Below are 18,207 nucleotides of genomic sequence, written 5' to 3' on the forward strand. Positions count from 1 at the left end.
GGAGGGGTGTCCGTCGCGGCGGACGAAGAATTTTTTTGCGGACGTGGGTGCGGGGCGCTACGGCAGCTTCGGCGACGGCGTGCGCGAAGGGGTCCCTGGGGCGGGGACGGAGAGCGGGGCGGCCGGTGCGGCCGAGGCCGGGGGAAGCGACGGGAGCGACGGGACGGCCGGCTTCGTCGGCAGGTCCGGCACGGCGGTCGGCAGGTCCGGCGCGGCGGCCGTCAGAACCGGCGCGGAGGGCACCTGCGGAACCCGCGTCACCGACAGCTTCGGGAGCGCGGACGCGGACACGTCTGGCAGGGAAGGCACCTTCGGTGCCTCCGACCCCGGCAGCAGTGACGTTTCTCCGGTGGGTGAGGGCGTCCGGACCCAGTCCCCCGGCGCCGAGGGGGAGGTGGCGGGCGTCCCAGGGGTACGCCCCCGGCCCGCGGCCTCGCCGCTCAGGACCTGCGCGTCGCTGGATGTGGCCGGTCGAGGCACCGGACCGCTCCCGTGTCGGCCCCCGTCGAGCGCGAAGGGCATCACGAACCCCGCCACCACCAGGGTCGCCGCCGTCGAGGTGATCGCGACCGCCTGAGCATTGCCGCCCCCGCGCATCCGCCCGCGCCCGACCAGGAACAGCACCAGCCCGAGCGTCCCGGCCAGTGAGGCGCGCAGCGTCCGCCGGGCCCGGGCCAGCAGCGACTCGACTGTCCGGTAGCTGAGTCCCATCCGCACCGCGACCTGGCTCACGTCCAGGTCCTCGGACCTCAACCGAAGCGCCTCCGCCTGCCGGGCGGGCAACTCACCACTGCGCACGGCGAGCCACTTCGCCTCGGCCCGGTCGCACACCACCTCCTCGACGGGTACCGGGCCCGGCGCGATGAGCGTGGGGCGGGTGCCCACCTCGGCCTCGCGGTTGACCTGCCGGTACCGGTCGACGCAGAGCCGCATCGTCACCGTCGTCAGCCAGGCGCCGAGCCGCTCGTCGTCGAGGTGCGGGCGCTCCGCCGCTCGCAGCATCGCCTCTTGAACGGCGTCCTCGGCGTCCTCTTGGCTCATGGACCGTCGCCGGGCCACCTTGAGCAACTGCTCGCGATGGCTCCACATGCGCTGCCAACGCTCGTCGGCGGCCGCTGTGTCCGCAGGCATGTCCGTCGCCATGAGGGCCCCTTCGCACTCGCCCGCCGGTCCTTTGCTTCCGGCCGTGGCGACATTACCGCCGAGTAGTGGCAGTTGTGGAGGGGGAGGCACCCATCATGTTTCAGCCGTTGCCCGTGGTCAGCGGCCCCACGTCGGGCAGCACACCGCCGCCGGGCAGCGTGAGGGTCGGTTCGGGGACCGGAACCAGCGGCGTCCTGGTCTCCTTCGGGACGCCCGGCTTGGGGGACGGGCTGGGGGAAGGTGGGGTGGGCGGCATCGACGGCGAGCGCGAAGGACCGGGGCCCGGCTTCCGGTCATCCGACGGCTTCGCCGGTGAGGGCTTCGACCTCTTCGGGCGGGACGGCTCCGGCCGGTCCGCCCGGGATCCGTCGGACGCGTCCGGCACCACGCGGTGTCCGGTCAGGTAGTACGCGAACCACGCCTTGACGGTGCGCAGGTAGGCGTCCGAGTGGTTGTAGCCCAGAATCGCCCGGTCCAGGCCGGCGGGGTTCGACAGGTCCCGGCCGCCCGCGCACAGATAGCGGGCGGCGGCGAGCGCCGCGTCGTAGACGTTGTTCGGATCCGTCCGCCCGTCACCGTTGCCGTCCGCGCCCCAGCGAGCCCAGGTGGACGGGATGAACTGCATCGGACCGACCGCGCGGTCGTACACCGCGTCCCCGTCGTACGCGCCGCCGTCGGTGTCCGGCACGCTGGCGAAGGCACCGCCGGTCAGCCGCGGGCCGAGGACGGGTGTCACAGTCGTACCGTCCCGGGTCACCCGGCCGCCCTGTGCCTGCCCGGACTCCACCTGGCCGATCGCGGCCAGCAGTTGCCAGCGCAGCCGGCAGTGTGGCGCGCTGCGCGCCAACTCCCCCTCGGCACGCCGGTACGCGGCGAACACGGTCGCGGGCAGGGCGCCACCGCCCGCCACCTCCTGTGCCGAACCCTTCTTCCGCGTTCGTACCGGGGGAAGACCGGTGCGGTACGGGGTGTCGCCGGACATGCTGAGGCCGTGCTCGGGAGGTGCCGCCTCCCGCCCAGGCTCTGCGGCCTCGGCAGAGACCGCCCTCGGCGCCTGCGACGCGGTCAGCACTGCCATCACCGCCGCCGCGATCGCCGTATCCCTAGCACCCCTCAGTGCCTGCTTGAGTGCACGCGCTGCCACTGTGCCCCCTCCGTGGTTGAATCCGTCGTCTGCTCTACGCGGCCGGAGGTCAGGTCCGTCGCGCGAAACTGGAGGGATCGGGCGGCTGCCTCTGCTGGAGCGGAGTACGCATGCGTGTCTCTCAAGGTCTCAGGGGGAAGGGATCCCCGTTACGCTGCAGGAGCGAACCCTGGGACCCAGGGACCTCGTGGCTCCCCCTTGCTCCCTATGAATGCAATGGCTGGTCACGTTTAGGGTCCAGGTTGGCCAGCCGGTTCCATGTGGTGACGGACCGCTCGGCGAGGGCGGACATGGACGGTCCGCAGGGTGCGATCCCGACGAAGCTGACCATATCGGCAGTCGCGGCAGTGCGAACTTGCGGCGCCGGTCGGCGGTCACGGCGACGAGAGTGTTGCGATGACGGTCGCGCAGAACGCCGACGACCCCTGCACTCTTCTTTCTCTCACGCCGAGGGTGACGTGCCCCCTGCCCAGCGGGTCAGCATGCCGATGGCCTCCGCACGGTCGGCTGGGGACAGCTCCGCTATCGCGGTGCTGTGGTTTGCGTCGGGCGCCCAAAGGAGGCGGGCGTCCCGGGCGCCGGGCCGGAAGGGCTCGGCGACCGAGGGGTCCTGGGCGCCGTTGACGAACAGCAGACGGCTGCCGTGACGGTGGACCCAGCGGTCGATGTCCGGCATGGCCTCACGATCGAAACGCATCGGGATGTCGCGCGGGACGAACGTACGGGGCTCGCCGGCGTCCGGGTACCGCAGGAGACCGGACAAGTGCCGGGTGGGGAAGCTGACGTACCCCAACTGGGTACCGAGTTGGTAGAAGTACGTGATGTAGTGCTGCAGGGCCGTGTCGGCGTAGAGGGCCAGGCCCGTGATGTCGTCCAGCCACGCGTACAGCTCGTCGGCACCGCAGTCCGAGCCGGGTATGGCGGCGCGGTCCGCAGCGGTGTTGCGCTGCCAGAACATGAACGGCGCTCGAATGACGGCGATTTCGAGGGCCTTGTCGGCGCTGCCGACGATGCGGAACGAGGTGTTGTTCGCGGCGGCCCAGGACTCGTAGCGGGCGACCAGGTCGGAGCGGCGCAGCAGAGCCTGCCGCTGCACGGTCCGCAGGGCTTCGCGGCACTCCGCGCTGCCCACGCTCTCCAGGAACCGCGCATACGCGGTGTCGTCACGGTCGTCGACGTTGTTCGGGGCGGAGTAGGCCACCGTGCCGTCCACGTCGCCGGGGTGGAAGCGGCGGTGGTAGACGCTGGTCATGCCGCCTTTGCTGCTGCCGGTCGAGATCCACGCGCCGCGGTAGAGCCGGCGGAAGAGGCGGACGACGCGGTGGTGGTCGTCGGCTGCCTGACGGATGGTCAGCAGGGAGTGGTCGGCGTTCGCCGGGCGCGAGGTCCCGAAGAAGCGGTGCTCGACCTGAAGCTGGTTGCCGCCCAGCAGCACGGTCGGTTCAGCCCGCCGGGGCGTGAGCACCGCCTCGTAGCCTGTGCTGAACAGGACGGTGGGGCGGTCGACTGAGGTGTGGAGCAGGGTCAGGCGCTGTTCGAAGGTCCCGGCCGCGGGGTTCGTGTGGTCGGCCGGCTGGCGCAGGCCGAGGACGAAGAAGCGGTATCCGGGCTCGGCGCCTTGGCGTTCCTCGATCACCCTCAGCCCCGGCAGGGCCCGCAGGGCGGTCAGAATGTCGTCGCCGCCGAGGCGGGTGCGGGACCTCCCCGCGGCAGTCGCGGGTGCGGCCGCCGTTACGGCGAGGCCCGCGGTCGCCGCCGCCGAGGTCAGAAGGCGCCGTCTCGTCCACGTGTGCATGTGATTCCTCCTGTGCGGCGGCCGCCGCGACGGCACCGGATACTCGAGCGGCGCAGCGGTCTCTTCCTTGACTGGCTGACCGTTCCAGTACAGCCGTCGGGCGCCGCAGCAAGATCCCGCGCGCGGGGGGACTGTCTCCCCCGCGTGGGGGAGATCTTCCGCGAACGTCCCTCCGGTCTTGACGAGGAAGCTGCTGCCGGTCGTCGAGGACCAGGTCGGCGAGCGGATGCCGGTCGAGGTGATCCGATGCGTGCCCGGCCGCTCGACCTCAGGGTGCGGGGTGGGATCGACGTCATCGGCAAGATGTCCGACGCCAGCGCTTCGGCACCGAGGGCAACACATTCTGCATGCGTTTCTCAGGCCTGGCCTGGCCTGAGACGACCTGGAGTCCCTCTTCGAGCCGGACGAGGCGCAGTTCGAGCACGACGCACTCATGCAGAAGATCGGCCTGGTGACGAGCAGATGCACCGGCTGATCCAGTGCGCAGTGCGGTCCGAGCCGGAGAAGGACCTCCACGCCCGAGATCTACAACTTTCGTCGAAGCCATCGGCCGGTTCGTCGCACATTTCGCGTACGCACCGCATGCAGCATTCGTCCCCCTCGCCCGGCGCGGGGCGTGCGGGAGATACCTGGTGCACCGCGCGACGCAGGGCTGCATGGGAAAGGCGCGAAGTTGGCGCCTGTCACAGCGCCGGTTCGGGTTGCACAGGGTTCGCCGGAAGCCCCAACGTCCCTGTCGGAAGGCCCGGCGAGGGGAGCGTTGCGCTGCGCGGCGCGGTCCCCTCGCCGGCGCGGGCTGGCGCTCGGCGGGGGCAGCACCGGCCGACGAGAAGCTGGCCGGATGCCCGGCCATGTGGCCTGCTCCGGCGCGGTGGGCTGGTCGGCGGTGCACTGTGGTCATGCCAGCCACCTCGGTGCTTCCTTTCGTCAGCGCAACACTCGGCGAAGGCCCCGCATGTCCCTACGGGCGGCCACGAGCCGAGGAAGGCGTCGATCGGATAACCTGACCGCTGCCTCGGCGCGGACGATGACGCTCCAGGTCTCGGGTCGGGCGCATGCGTTGCCGAGGCCTCGCCCGGGTGCGTCCGGCAGCCGCGAAGGGGAAAGATGTTCGGCAGACACCTGATAGTGGCCGGGGTGACGGCGGTCCTCGTGGCGGGGCTCGTCGCGTGCTCCGGCGGGAGCGGGGGTGCCGACGGGGGCACGGGCTACGTGGTCGGCGCGGACAACAGCGGCGGCGCCGTCACCGGGCAGACGCCGCCGGAGCCGGACACCGTGTCCGGGCGCCGGGACACGGTCCGCCACCTTTCCGTGAAAACCGCCCGGGCCACCCGCCCGCACCTGGTCAGGAAGTGCACCACCGGCACACGGCGGGTCAGGCACACGTCGAGCTCGGGCACGGGCACCAGGCGGCGAACCCGCACCTGGTACACCACCGAGCGGCACCAGTCCTGCAGGAAGGTCCGCAGCGGCACCGAAAGCTACCGGCGGGTAGTCCGTCCGGAGAAGTGGTGCGTGCGTCTGGACGACGTGGACGGCGACAGGGCCAGGGACGACATCTGGTACCGGGTCACCAGCGCGGTCTACGACGACGCGCTGGGCACGAACGAGCACGCCCGCATGGAGTTCACACCGGCCGGCACCGGCTGCTGAGTAGGGTGGCCGACAGCGGGGCGGTGGGCTGGTCGGCGGTGCGCTGCGGTTGGGCCGCGCGTGCTGTTTCAATCCTCGCTCGTCCTTGCCCGAGTCACGTTGGTCAATCCCTGCAGAGCGTGGTGCGCATAGCTTCACGTACGTGCACGGTGTCTGTGTGAACCTTCAGCCACGCACCTTCGTATCCCGGCGCTCCGGGGAGGCCTCCACCAATGACTTCGTCGCGAAGGGAGAGCAGGGCACGCACAGGCTCGTTCATCAAGGGGTTGATCGTTTTCGGCGCGCATAGTTCCCATGAGCGCCGAATCAGCCGGTAAGTGAAGCAGACTGAGACAGAAGATCAGTTTGGGGTTGACCTCAAGTCTGCTTGAGCTTCTAGGTTCGGGGGTGCCGATGTCGACGTACCGGAGAGGAACGGCCATGAGGACGCTGGTGCTGGGAAGGTCGCCCGCCAGGGTGACGGAGGTACTGGCCACGCTGCGTACGGACGGCTTTGACGCGGAGGGAGTGAGCACCGACGAGGAGGCCCAGAAACTTTTGGAGAGCGAGGAGTTCGGGGTTCTGATCATTGGAGGGGGCGTGGAGCCGGACTCCCGCGCCACACTCAAGGAGATCGCGGCGAAGCACCGGGTGCAGCGGGTGATCGATGGCGCGCTGACGCAGCCGTTCGACGCCTACGTGCGGCGGGAACTCGAGCCGCTGATCCGGGAGGCTGCCGCCAAGGGGTGACGACGAACGGCCATCGACGCCTCCGGATGAACAAGAGGGTTCCAGACCATACAGGGGTACTACGGCCCGTCCGTCGCCGACACACACATTCGCAACAGGCCCTAACGGGTGTTGCACAAGGCCGTGATCTGGGCATCTTCTAGGTATGGCCGCGGTGTTGTGCTGAGCGGGTGTGGGTGAAGACGTGATGGGGCTGCGAATGACGCATTTTCGGGTCTGTGGGAGGTAGTGCGGGAGCGCGGCGGTAACGGGACGTTGCGGGGCCAGCCGTGGTCGTTGCTAATGGTCGCGGTGTCTACCGAACGAAACTGACCATGCGGCAGCTCGGCCCGTTGCTCTGTGTCTCCGCCTCCACTGTGTGCGGTGTGTTCCAGCGGCTAGGACCGCTGCTTGCGCTCGAGCCGGTCTTTCCTGCGCGGCGGACGCCCCAGACCGGATGTGGAATCGTGGACGGCACCCTGGTGCCGATCCGTGACCGCGGTGTGGGCGCCTCATCCCATAACTACCGGTTCTCAGCAGGGGCCCAGCAGCGCGGAGGGCCACCGTTCGGCCGCCGCATCGACTCTCCGTGCGATCCCGGCCCCTCGGCTGAGTACGCTCATCCCTCGTACTCAAGGGGAGGGATCATGCGAGACAGAACAGCCAAGCCGGTCAGAGCGGCTTGGGTGCTGGCGAGCGGAGCGGCGGCCCTGACGCTGCTCACGGCAACCGCGGCCCACGCGGAAGGGAAGGGGGACATCCGGGTCACGGCCGGCGTCGTCAACGACGGCAAGAACGTAATCATCGGTACGTCCCAGCGCGTCACCTACCCGATCGCCATCACCATCCGGGACAACTCCGGGGTGAAGGGTCTGTCGCACGTCAGCGTGTTCAACAAGAGCAACGGCTGGGGCTTCAGCGACTGGACCGGCACCAAGTGCGTGAAGAAGAGCCACACCACCTCGGTGTGCACGGCCACCATGACGATCGCGCCGCAGTGGCTTCCCGACAGCCTGCCCGAGGATGTCGACCACGCGGCGGGCCTTTGGCAGGTCAACGCCACGGTCAGGGCGAACGACGGCGACTACTGGATCTCGGACGACATCGCCGAGTTCAAGATGAAGCGCGCTTCCAGACTCACCACGGACGCCGCGCCCGAGCCCGTCGTCAAGGGCGCCCAGCTCACCGTCTCCGGCAAGCTGACCCGGGCGAACTGGGAGCACCTGAAGTACTACGGGTTCACCGGCCAGGACGTGAAGCTCCAGTTCAAGGCGGCCGGCGCCGCCCACTACCGCACGGTGAAGACGGTGCGGACGGGCGACTCCGGGAAGCTCAGCGCCAAGGTCCCGGCGACCTCGGCCGGTAGCTGGCGCTGGCACTTCCCCGGCACCACGACGACCGCGCGGGTCACGTCCGCCGGGGACGCGGTCTCGCTGAGGTAACCGGCCGGCGAATCGGCGGCACCGGCCCGCCCGTCCGCGACGCACGGTGCGGACGGGCGGGCCGGTGGACACGGGATGAGTGAGGGCTTCAAGCCGCGGCTTGCGTCACAATTCGCCCCGCTCGTACGGCCGTTCACCTGCCAAGGGCGAGTGACACGACACTCTTGATCGTCTTCTGAGCGGCGCCTAGGCTCTCATGCCCATGGAGATGGGGGATCCGGATCGCGGGCGGCGGGCATGGCACGATGGGTTGGTCAAGCATCGTGTAGCCGCAACTCTGCTGGCCGGGGCGGCGGTGCTGGTCGCTCTGGGCACGATGTTCGTCGTACTGCCGGGTGTGGTGGTCGACCACGATCTCGCCGGGGCGAGCATCGCCGCGCAGGATCGGCTGAAGGCGGTGAACGATGTCCGTACGACGCTTCTGCAGGTGGTCGGTGGTCTGGTCGTCCTCTTCGGCGCGTACGCCACCTGGCGGCAACTGCGGGTGAGTCAGGACGGTTTGCGCGCCACCCAGGAGGGCTACGTCACCGACCGATTCAGCCGGGCCGTCGACCAGCTCGGCAGCGACAAGCTGGATGTGCGCATCGGCGGGTTGCACGCGCTGTGGCGGATCGCGGAGCAGTCCGCCCGCGACCGGGAAGCCATCATCTCAATCCAGGCCGCGTATCTGCGTACACACCTGCCCTGGCCACCCACCGGGCCGGAAGCACCGGCGGCAGACGTGCCCATCAACGAGATCGCACCCCTGGAGACTCGCGCCGCCGACGCCCAGGTGGCGCTGACCGCACTCGGCGTGCTGTGCCAGCACCGGGAGCAGTCCTGGGTCAACCTCAGCATCACCGACTTGCGCCGGGCCGACTGCGACGGACTGTGGTTCCCCGAGGTCAACTTCGACCGCGCTTGCATGGAGGCGGCGGGCCTGTACCACGCCAATCTGACCCAGGCATCCCTGGTCTCGGTCAACCTGCGGCACGCCGACCTCACGACTGCGGTTCTCCGCCGGGCTCGGTGCGTTCTGGCCGATCTGAGGGCCGCGAAGCTGGTCGAAACCGACCTGTGTGACGCCGACTTCACCGAGAGCGACCTGCGCGAGGCAAATCTACGCAAGGCCGAGGCCCGCGGCGCGGTCTTCCACCGCGCCGACCTCCGCATGGCCGACCTGCGCGGCACCGACCTGAGCACCGCCGACCTTGCCGAAGCACGCCTCACCGGCGCCCTGGCCAGCCAGCACACCCGCTGGCCCGCCGACTTCGACCAGACGGCCGCCGGGGTCGTCCACACCGATGACCCCGGACCCGAGCCCTCGCCCCTACTCCAGCCGCCGGGGATGACGTGGCAGGCACCGCCGCTGCGGTCCTCTCCCTGACCAAGATGCGCCGGTCAAGACTGCGGCGACCGCGATCCGCCTGACCGGAGCCACTCCTCCTCACCGGCATGCTGATCGCACAGGGGCCCAGCCGCCAGGCACATCCGGGAGTCGATATTGGTCCCAAGGTCGCCGGGAACGGGCAGCACCGTCTTAGCCGTCGCCCACGTGCTGCCTGGCCGATCGTTTCGGTTTCGCGGTTTTTGAAACGCGACCCGTCTCTTCTCACGAGCAGTCGACGGGCCATGCGGTCCTCAAAAGGCAGTGATTCCCTCGGAACGCCCTTGCCAGATCCAATCACGCGCTATGGCACGGCAACCACGACGTACGCCATGCCGATGACGACAGCCAAGCAGACAACGACGACAGCAATCACGCCGATGCCTAGCAGTCCCACCACACCTGCGATCGCTCTCCAACCGATCCGGGTCATCCGCTCAGCCCGCTCGACTGCGCTCTCGTAGTCCCTGTCGTCGTACCAGTCCCGATTGGTCATGACACCCCCAACCTCGAAGCGTAGAAGGCACAGCCGAACCCCTTCCTCCGCCGACCACTCGCCCCGCTCTCATCCCGTCCGCCGTCGACCCACACGCATGTGGAGCGGGCGTGGTTCAGGGCGTCAAGGTGGAGCGCCCCACTGTACGAACGACCTGGACACCGGGGGCCGCGTCTGCTCGGCTCTGCCTGGGTCGGCAGTGAACGGGATGAGAGCGCCCCGCGAACGCCACTACGGGCCCGCAGTCGGCGACGGCGCCGTTCCATCCCGGTGCCGGCCGATCCCCCGCCGGAGGCACCGTCTTGACGGCAGGGCCCCTCTACGGGTGATCGAAATCATGACTTCCGGCCCTGTCCACGGGAAGCGCGCCCGGCGGAGCGGAGCGGAGCGCAGCCGGGGTTTGATGAGGTAGAGCAATCTGTAGCGTCTCTCGGGCTGGTGGTCATTGTCGGGTCTCGGATGATGCCTGCCGACTCGGTGGCAGGTGACGCTTGACGTTTGGCCTGGACATCGTGGCTTACTGGCTGTCATGGCGGACCACTTCCTCGAGGTCACCTCCGTGGACGAGTTCATCCGGCTGTGGGAGAGCGAGGACCCGGCCCAGTTCAACCGCCCGGCGTGGGCAGCCATGCCGCTGCCCGTCTGGTGGGACCGCGGCCCAGCGCCGACGTGGCCGACCGGGTTGACCGTGAGGTCAACCTCCAACGCTGCTTGATGCGGCACTAGGAACGGGCCCGTCTGATGACCTCGCGGGCCGCGTGGTTGCTGCGAGCTCTACTTACCACCCACGGCTTCCGGGCGCGCCCTTGAAGGGCCCTCGCACATCTTTGGTGATCCAGCCGCCGTAGAAGTCCCCTTCCTGGGCCTGCACCTCGTCGCCGCCGACAAGGCAGCGGTCGACACGGCTCGCGTAAAAGGCGAAGTAGTCCCTGAGGACCGTGTACGCGGGCTCGGGGCTTGAGTAGCTCCAGGCGGCCCGGCTTCGCACTTCGTCACCGACGATCACATCCCAGTAACGAGCGCTGCCCTTCCACTCACACCAGGTGCGGCCCTCGGTGAGCAACAGCAGATCCGACCGGACGTCCTCCGGCGGAATGTAAAAGGTCGGAGGGTGACTGGTCTCCAGTACCCGGACCGCATGTCTTGTCTCGGCCACCACGTGGCCACCGCACTCGACACGGACAAGGCGGTCGTCCGGCAGCACAGCAGGCGGCCGCGGGTAGTCCCATACGGACTCGACTCCGCCCTCGGTGAAATCGGCCATACCCTCTCCTCGTGACGCGCGAGACACACTGTTCGACACGCTCATCACCTCTTCCGTACATCACGGCCTTCCGGATGAGACGCGCCTCGAATTGGCCGGATCGGCTGTGTCGGGGGTCCTGTCAGTGATGGCCTCCGATGTGGAAGGAATCGCTTCTGGGTCCGCGGTGCGAAGCGCATGGCAGGCCCGGCGGCCCATGTCGTGCCGTACCGTCGAACGGGTGTGCACGAAACCCCCGACCAGTGCCACGTTGTCTCCCGGTAACGAGTCCCTTTGCCCCGGCGGAAGGCTGGTGCCGTGACGACGGCGAAGCCGATCCCCGATACCGCAAAGAACAGGCCGACGGTGACCGCAGTGCCCACCCGTGAAGGGAAGGGGTACACGCGATCGTGCGCGGCCTTGGCGGCAGTCAGGCAGTTGAAGTGATCGCTCGGGTGACGGCCGTGATCGCCGGGGCGGGGTGGCCGGGGAGGCGTGCCACGAGCACCCGGCGGACCTCGGGGGGGGCGCCGTCGACGCGCAGCAGGCTCACCCCGGGCGGCAGCACCGGTGCGAGCCGGGACGGCACCGTCGTCACGCCGAAGCCGCCGGCGACCAGCTCGAGCTTCGTCAGCCAGTCCCGCACGGAGTGGACGATGCGCGGCCGTCCGGGCAGGCCGGGCCAGACGCCGAGCAACGGCTCGTAGCTCGATGACGGGGTGGCGATCCACGCGGCGTCGACCAGCTCGTCGACGTGCACCGTGGTGCGTCCGGCGAACTCTCCGGTCGACGGCACCGCCACGACCAGGTCGGTGTCCGCGACGGTCTCGATGTGCAGGCGCGGTGAGTCGCCGTCGAAGGCCCGGTGGGGTGGGCGGGATGTCAGCACGGCGACATCGAGTGAGCCCGCGCGCAGCGCCCGGATCAAAGTAGGCGTGGTGCCCTCGCTGGTGGTGACCGCGACCTGCGGGCCGGCCGCCGCGAGGTGTGCGAGTGCAGCGGGCAGGATCGCCGCGCCCGCGCTCAGGAACACCCCGAGGCGCACCAGTTCGGTCCGGGGGGCGGTGCCGGTGAGCTCACGCTCGGCCGCTGCGAGAGAGGCCAGGACCGTGTGGGCGTGGCGCAGCAGGGTCAAGCCGGAAGGGGTGAGCCGTACCCCGTCGGGGCGGCGTTCGAACAGGGTGGTGTTGGCACTGCGTTCGAGGGCGGCGGCCTGGCGTGAGACGGCCGACTGCGTGTAGCCGAGTCGGGCAGCTGCCGCGGTGAAGCTGCCGGACTCAGCGATCTGCCGCAGAATCCGCAGTCCCGTGCTGGAGATGTCCATGCGATATACGCATACCACGCATGCCAGATCATCGCTTCCTGCATGCTCACCCAGCTCCTAGTGTCGATCCCCCGAGCACGGACGAACACGGAGGTCATCACGTGCGAGCAGCAGTTCTGACGCAGTTCGGCGCCCCTCTCGCGGTGCGGGAGATACCGGACCCCGAGGCCGGGGGCGGTGAGATGGTGGTCGAGGTCCTCGCCGCCAGCGTGGCGCCCTACGCGGCCGAAGTCTTCGGCGGCAAGCGAAACTACCCCCTGGTCCCTCCTGTCGTGCCCGGTGTCGGCGGCGTGGGGCGGATCATCCACGTCGGCCCGGACGCCACCCGCCTACGCGTCGGCGACCTGGTCTGGTGCGACTCGACGGTGCGCTCGCGGGACAACGCACTGACGCCCGACATCACACTCCAGGGCTGGAGCTCGCGCGGCGATGGCGGCGCGCGGCTCTCCCGCCACCTGCACGACGGTTCGTTCGCCGAGCTGATGCGGGTCCCGACGGAGAACGTCTTTCCCCTTCCCACCGTGGCAGGAGACGACCCGGCCCGCTGGGCCGCACTCACTGTGCACGCCATCCCCTACGGTGGGCTGCTCGCAGGTGGGCTCGCAGCCGGCGAGACGCTGCTCGTCAGCGGGGCCACCGGCAACCTCGGCAGCAGCGCGGTCGCAGTCGCGCTCGCGATGGGAGCGGGCCGCGTCATCGCCCCGGGCCGCAACCAGGCCGCGCTCGACCTCCTCGCGGCCCGGTTCGGTCCGCGGCTGCGCCCGATCCCGCTGACCGGAGACGAGGCCACCGACCGTGCGGCGATGTCCGCGGCGGCCGATGGCCCGATCGACATGGTGATCGACCTGCTCCCGCCAAGCGCACCCAGCTCGGCGTCGCGCGCGGCGGCCATGACCGTGCGCGAGTACGGCCGCGTTGTCCTCATGGGAGGCGTCGGCATGCTCGGTGGCGACGACCTCGCGCTCCCGTACCCATGGCTCATGCGCGACTCGATCACCGTGCGCGGGCAGTGGATGTACCCGCGCACAGCCAATGTCGGCATTATCCGGCTCCTCGCCTCGGGCACTCTCGATCTCGCCCCCGAGCGGGTCCGGTCGTTCGGTCTCGATGCCGTCAACGACGCCATCGCGTACGCCGCCGCGCACGGTGGCCCGTTCGACCGCACCAGCCTTACCCCATCGGCCGGCTGACGGCCCACTGATCCCCACCACCCGCACCACCCGCCACCATCTCGGGCAAAGGACGGCCACCGTCACCTGCGGTTATGTGGCCGTCCCGCCGCGGCATCCGCAACCGCATCGCCCGCGAGTGTGTTGAGATCCCGCGGAGGCTCGGCCGGCACCGCGGGACCACCGGGCGGGCCATGTCCTGGGTCACCGACTGCCGCCAACTCCACCACCGCTACGAACGCAAGGGCGAGCACTTCCCGGCCTTCACGAGCATCCCCTGCACCCTTGCCTGCTCTCGACATGGTGCTGATCGACGCGGAAACCGCAGGCTGGGTGTCCGCCTGGCTTGAGAACGGCGGCTCGCTCGACGCACGAGGTCCCAGCATCCTGCTCTGCTGCGTCGCCGGCCTCGATCAGGTAATAACTGTGCTCAGCCAGGCGGACGATCCTGCCCGGCATGCCGCCGAAGCCGGACTGATTACCTACATCACGACGGCCGGAACGGCGCCATCAGCCCTCCAGTCCCCGTTGACCCTTCGCCCGGTCAGTCCGCGGTGGCGACCGGCGTCTCCTGCTCGGCCGCCGGCGACGCCTGCGTGATCACTACGGAACGCCGCCGACCCCGGTCCATGAGACCGCCCGTGAAGGCGAGGCCCAGACCGGCCACGGCGAGCGCCGCGCCGACCAGGTTGGGCGCGGCCCAGCCCCAGCCGGCCGAGATGACCAAGCCGCCGAGCCAGGCACCACCCGCGTTGGCCAGGTTGAAGGCCGAGTGGTTGGAGGCCGCCGCCATCGTCGGGGCGTTCTTGGCCTTGGCCATGAGCAGCATCTGAACAGGTGTGGTGATGAGGGAGCCCATCGCGCCGATGAATGTGATCGTCACCAGGGCAGGAACGGTGCTGTGGACCGCGAAGTAGAACGTCACCAGGGCCGCGGCCAGCAGGATGAGCCCCCAGTACATCGTCGGGCGCAGTGCGCGGTCGGTGAGCGGTCCGGCGATCAGGGTGCCCAGCGTCATGCCGACGCCGTACAGTGCGAGCACCCAGGTCGTCGACGAGTCGGGGATTCCGGTCAGGTGCGTGAGCATCGGGACGAGGTAGCTGTACACGGCGAAGAATCCGCCGAAGCCCACGACGGCTGTGGCCAGACCGATGACGACCTGCTTGTTACCCATGGCCCGCAGCTCGTGCCGGATGCCGGACTGCTCCCCGCGCGGGTGGTGTGGGACGAAGGCGGCCAGCGCGGCCAGCGCGATGAGGCCGATGACGGCGACCGCGCCATAGGCGGAGCGCCAGCCCAGATGCTGGCCGAGGGCCGTGGCGGCCGGAACCCCGACGATATTGGCGATGGTGAGTCCGAGGAACATCTTCGAGACGGCGCGTGCCGCCCTGTCCGCAGCGACCAGCCGCGAGGCGACGACGGCGCCGACGCCGAACAGCGCGCCGTGCGGCAGACCCGCCAGGAAGCGGGCGGCGAAAAGCGTGCCGAAGTCGGGGGCGAGGGCCGACGCCGTGTTGCCGATCACGAACAGTCCGGTCAGGAGCAGCAGCAACCGCTTGTGCGGGACACGCGCACATATGCCCGTCAGCAGCGGAGCGCCGACGACGACACCGAGCGCGTACGCCGACACGACATTGCCGGCGTGCGGTACGGACACACCGATTCCGTCGGCGATCTGGGGCAGCAGCCCCATGGTGGCGAACTCGGTCGTGCCGATGCCGAACGCGACGACAGCCAGGGCCAGCAGAGCCAAGGGCATGGTGCAGGAGAACCTTTCAAAGACGACGGGCCGGGGACCAGGAGCGGGGGGGCGGACTCGTCCGTGGTTCCCTCGCCCGGTCGCGCCAGTCGTCATGACCCGGAGCGCCCTGGGAAGCAGGTGAGCCCATAGGGATGCAGCAATGGAGCGAAGGCATCCATTCCAAGATCGCCTGGCGATGTGCAGCATCGGGGCCGGGCCCGGACATCCTGGCTGCGGCGGTCCGCCCCGGCCGGTGAGCAAGGATAGCCGCTCGGCCCCCGACATCGACCGGGAGGGGCCACCGTCCGGACGCGCTACGGGCTGCCCGAGGAGTCTCGAAGGCCCGGACGCCGGATGCACTACGACCCACATCCAGGGCCTGCCGAGGGCGCGTGTCCCTCGCGGACCGCGGCGGTCCGTCCTGCAGGCCCTGTCATACGGCGAAGCCGAGGTAGGTGAGGTACTCGTACTGGCCCCACTGGCTGCCAAGGTCGACGACCTGGCCGACCCACGCGTCGTCGAGCGCCTGCTCATCGCCGGCGGCCCAGGTCACCAGGCTCCCGCCTCGGGTCCCTGGAATGCGGGATCAGTGGGACGCACGTGCTGTCGGCGTTGGCAACTCACTCATGAGTGTGCGTGTAGCTGTGGTCCACTACAGCGCCACCGGTGATGTTCACCAGCTGGCGTAGGCGTGCGCAGGAGCCGGCGCTGGACACCGCCATAGACGCCAATCCCGCCTGGCGCGCGCATGTGACGCTACCAAGCACGGGGTGGCGGAGGCGACGCTGGATGACCTGGAGTGGGCGCCCGCCTACGCCTTCGGCACGCCGACCGGGTTCGGTGACGTGGCCTCGCAGCTGAAGCAGGTCGTCGATCGCACGGGCGGCCAAGTGGCGGGCGGGCGTCTTCCAAAACAAGCCGGCCACCAGCTTCACCTTGGCGATGAACCGCCACGGCGGTCAGGAGTCCACCCTGCTGTCGCTGAACATTGTCTTCTACCACTGGGTTGCATCATCGTGCCTCCCGGGTACACGGACCCGCTGGTGTACGTGGCCGGTGGCCATACCTACGGAACGAGCTGGCCCAGCGGTGTAGGAGCGGGATCGGACGAGGCGACGCTGAAGGCCGCGCGATACCAGGTTGGCACCTGGCCGACGTCGCCGACCGTCTGCTCGGGTGAGGTACCCGGGGAGAATAGTGGGGGCTGCCCCCATTCCCCCAGACTGGCCCCTTCCTCAACTGCCAGTCCCCCAGTTCCGGCTGCCTGATTGTCAGCCTGCTCCGCTGGGAGTGGCGGCCGGACCGAGGCCTCATGCCTGGTCGTGTGGCATGAGGGACGTATCCCTGGCGAGGCGCCTTCGTCAGGTGTCGGTGTCGATGCGCGCCAGGATGCCTTTGAGCAGCCCCGTGGCCTGGCCCACCTCGATGAGGTAGCCGTCCGGATCACGCATATAGCAGCGCAACTCGGCGCGGCGGTCGATGGGCGGGGTGAGGAACTCGGCCCCTTTGGCGCTCGCCGTGGCGTAGAAGTCGTGGATGTCGGCCACCCGTACGTTCAGAAAGCTGGAGACGGTGTGGGGGTCCTCCGGCGTGCGCAGGACGACATCGGGTTTGTCGTCGGTGGGCCCTCCGCCCGGGTTCATGATGATCCAGCTGTTGGCGGCCTTGACGATGCAGGGGTTCTCATCCAGCACCACCCTCCCACCCAGTACGTCGGCGTAGAACGCCCGAGAGCGAGGGACATCGCTGACCGTGAGGAAGTGCGTGAGCACCAGGCCCTCGGCCGGTGCAGGAAGGTCGTCGGCTGTGGCGCCGGAAGACGTGACGTCGGACATGTGTCGAGCGTATGGCGCGTGTGGCCGTGCGGCACTCTCAGCCAGCACGCCCCCTTACCTGGAAAGTGCATTCGGTGCGTGCGGAACATGGACCTCAACGATGTTCAATCGTCCCCATGGCGGCCTTCACCCGAATGCAGGTAAGACCTCTGACCCCGACGTCGCAGGAGGGCCGCCCCCTGCTGCGGTGCAGGGACGGAGTGGACCGTGGTTCGCTCAGCGGTGCTCGGGGCTCGTGTTCTCGCTGCGGCAGCCGGCGTCCCAGGCGATGCGCTGGTTGCCGTGGGCGGGGATGCCGCCGTGGTCCTTCAGGGCCCTACCAGATGCAGCAGGTTCCACGTCCTGAAGGTGACGTTGCGGTTGGTGAAGTCGTTCTGCGGCCCGCCCGCCCCGAGGTCACGACCTGGCCAACGCCGCGTCACTCACCGAAGCCGTAGCCGAGGCACTGCGGCAGCGCGGTATCACCGACCGGCTGGCCGGCTTGGCTGCTCCCACCGGCTGGGCCGCCTTCCACCACACGGCCCACGCCTGGGTACCGGTTCTCGGCCATGACGGTCCGACGCGTCATGACGCTCCGCTCCCCGGTCGGTCGCGGCAGGCGTAGCCCGGCGAGGCTCTGGACGGTCATCGCGGTCGCGGCCATGGCGGTGACCACGAAGCCGCCGCCTACCCGGTGCTGGTCGATCGCCCAACCGGGGACCGCCGCCGCGGCGGCCGAGCCGGCCGCGCCGGCAGAGCCAAGCCAGGAGAACGCCTGTGTCAGGACGGCCCTGCGGACCGTCGACTCGGTGAGTACGGGGAAGAGGACGAGCAGGGGTGGGATCGTGGCGCCCGTCAGCACCACGACCAGGCCGAGCCCTGATTCTGGTCATAAGGAGGGGTGGCCCATGACCGGTTCACGCGATGTTCTGGATCCCGGCTTCGCGAGTGTGGTCCTGCGCGACCTGGGCGCTGGTGTCTTCACCCTGAACGGTCCAACATGGACGCCACCTCGGCCGCACAGAGGCTGCTGCCCCTGTGCGGCCGAGACCGCGGTGGGCCCCGGGGCCCCCGCGCCCCCCGGGCACGGGCCGGGCGGGCCCCAAGGCGGCACGAAATCCGGGGCAGCGCCCCCGTTTAGGACACCCAGCCGCACCAGGGTAGTGGCC

Annotated in this window: 15 protein-coding genes and 3 pseudogenes; 7 read left to right on the forward strand and 11 right to left on the reverse strand. The window is 69.6% G+C overall.

The window, feature by feature from the left end; translation table 11 throughout:
* Positions 1–57: 57 nt before the first annotated feature.
* The 3 genes from ACFVVO_RS35100 to ACFVVO_RS35110 form a co-directional block, all read right to left on the reverse strand.
* The gene (locus ACFVVO_RS35100; protein WP_390060513.1) at positions 58–1,131 is read right to left on the reverse strand and encodes a sigma-70 family RNA polymerase sigma factor; all 1,074 of its coding nucleotides are present in this window, start codon (positions 1,129–1,131) and stop codon (positions 58–60) included.
* 112 nt (positions 1,132–1,243) lie between these two features.
* The gene (locus ACFVVO_RS35105) at positions 1,244–2,125 is read right to left on the reverse strand and encodes a lytic transglycosylase domain-containing protein (RefSeq protein ID WP_390060515.1); all 882 of its coding nucleotides are present in this window, start codon (positions 2,123–2,125) and stop codon (positions 1,244–1,246) included.
* Positions 2,126–2,729: 604 nt separating this feature from the next.
* Complete coding sequence (locus tag ACFVVO_RS35110) at positions 2,730–4,082, reverse strand: S28 family serine protease (protein WP_390060517.1); 1,353 nt, start codon at positions 4,080–4,082, stop codon at positions 2,730–2,732.
* Positions 4,083–5,189: 1,107 nt separating this feature from the next.
* Between ACFVVO_RS35110 and ACFVVO_RS35115 the strand changes: the two genes are divergently transcribed.
* From ACFVVO_RS35115 to ACFVVO_RS35135, 5 genes and pseudogenes are all read left to right on the forward strand, one after another.
* Complete coding sequence (locus ACFVVO_RS35115) at positions 5,190–5,735, forward strand: hypothetical protein (protein ID WP_390060518.1); 546 nt, start codon at positions 5,190–5,192, stop codon at positions 5,733–5,735.
* Between the two features lie 420 nt (positions 5,736–6,155).
* On the forward strand, positions 6,156–6,464 hold the full coding sequence (locus tag ACFVVO_RS35120; protein ID WP_390060520.1) for a hypothetical protein: 309 nt from the start codon (positions 6,156–6,158) through the stop codon (positions 6,462–6,464).
* Positions 6,465–6,634: 170 nt separating this feature from the next.
* Positions 6,635–6,991 (forward strand): annotated as a pseudogene (locus ACFVVO_RS35125) (transposase family protein); the annotation flags it as partial.
* Positions 6,992–7,090: 99 nt separating this feature from the next.
* Positions 7,091–7,885 carry a hypothetical protein gene (locus tag ACFVVO_RS35130; protein ID WP_390060572.1) on the forward strand — a complete coding sequence of 265 codons (795 nt, stop codon included), beginning with the start codon at positions 7,091–7,093 and terminating at the stop codon, positions 7,883–7,885.
* Between the two features lie 316 nt (positions 7,886–8,201).
* Complete coding sequence (locus tag ACFVVO_RS35135; RefSeq protein ID WP_390060574.1) at positions 8,202–9,251, forward strand: pentapeptide repeat-containing protein; 1,050 nt, start codon at positions 8,202–8,204, stop codon at positions 9,249–9,251.
* Between the two features lie 304 nt (positions 9,252–9,555).
* Here ACFVVO_RS35135 and ACFVVO_RS35140 read toward each other — a convergent pair whose 3' ends face one another.
* Positions 9,556–9,747: a hypothetical protein gene (locus ACFVVO_RS35140; RefSeq protein WP_390060521.1), complete on the reverse strand. Its 192-nt coding sequence runs from the start codon at positions 9,745–9,747 to the stop codon at positions 9,556–9,558.
* Positions 9,748–10,276: 529 nt separating this feature from the next.
* On the opposite strand from ACFVVO_RS35140, the gene ACFVVO_RS35145 reads away from it, so the two are divergent.
* Complete coding sequence (locus ACFVVO_RS35145; RefSeq protein WP_390060523.1) at positions 10,277–10,462, forward strand: hypothetical protein; 186 nt, start codon at positions 10,277–10,279, stop codon at positions 10,460–10,462.
* 63 nt (positions 10,463–10,525) lie between these two features.
* On the opposite strand, the gene ACFVVO_RS35150 is transcribed toward ACFVVO_RS35145, so the two are convergent.
* Together ACFVVO_RS35150 and ACFVVO_RS35155 are read right to left on the reverse strand one after the other, a co-directional pair.
* Positions 10,526–11,011, reverse strand: coding sequence for a DUF427 domain-containing protein (locus ACFVVO_RS35150; RefSeq protein WP_390060525.1), 486 nt, complete (start codon positions 11,009–11,011; stop codon positions 10,526–10,528).
* Between the two features lie 409 nt (positions 11,012–11,420).
* Positions 11,421–12,314 (reverse strand): LysR family transcriptional regulator, encoded by an 894-nt coding sequence (locus ACFVVO_RS35155; protein WP_390060526.1) that lies wholly within the window; start codon positions 12,312–12,314, stop codon positions 11,421–11,423.
* A 101-nt stretch (positions 12,315–12,415) separates the two neighbouring features.
* On the opposite strand from ACFVVO_RS35155, the gene ACFVVO_RS35160 reads away from it, so the two are divergent.
* Entirely contained in the window at positions 12,416–13,504 is a 1,089-nt protein-coding gene (locus tag ACFVVO_RS35160; protein WP_390060528.1) for an alcohol dehydrogenase catalytic domain-containing protein, read from the forward strand.
* A 523-nt stretch (positions 13,505–14,027) separates the two neighbouring features.
* Here the strand turns inward: ACFVVO_RS35160 and ACFVVO_RS35165 are convergent.
* From ACFVVO_RS35165 to ACFVVO_RS35185, 5 genes and pseudogenes are all read right to left on the reverse strand, one after another.
* Entirely contained in the window at positions 14,028–15,242 is a 1,215-nt protein-coding gene (locus ACFVVO_RS35165) for an MFS transporter (protein ID WP_390060529.1), read from the reverse strand.
* Between the two features lie 415 nt (positions 15,243–15,657).
* Positions 15,658–15,771 (reverse strand): annotated as a pseudogene (locus ACFVVO_RS35170) (transcriptional regulator); the annotation flags it as partial.
* An 814-nt stretch (positions 15,772–16,585) separates the two neighbouring features.
* Entirely contained in the window at positions 16,586–17,059 is a 474-nt protein-coding gene (locus ACFVVO_RS35175; protein WP_390060531.1) for a VOC family protein, read from the reverse strand.
* Between the two features lie 216 nt (positions 17,060–17,275).
* Positions 17,276–17,457, reverse strand: a pseudogene (locus ACFVVO_RS35180) (flavodoxin family protein); the annotation flags it as partial.
* Positions 17,458–17,477: 20 nt separating this feature from the next.
* Positions 17,478–17,903: a hypothetical protein gene (locus ACFVVO_RS35185; protein WP_390060533.1), complete on the reverse strand. Its 426-nt coding sequence runs from the start codon at positions 17,901–17,903 to the stop codon at positions 17,478–17,480.
* Positions 17,904–18,207 lie beyond the last annotated feature (304 nt).

Source organism: Streptomyces sp. NPDC058145 (assembly GCF_042884245.1).
Lineage (GTDB): Bacteria > Actinomycetota > Actinomycetes > Streptomycetales > Streptomycetaceae > Streptomyces.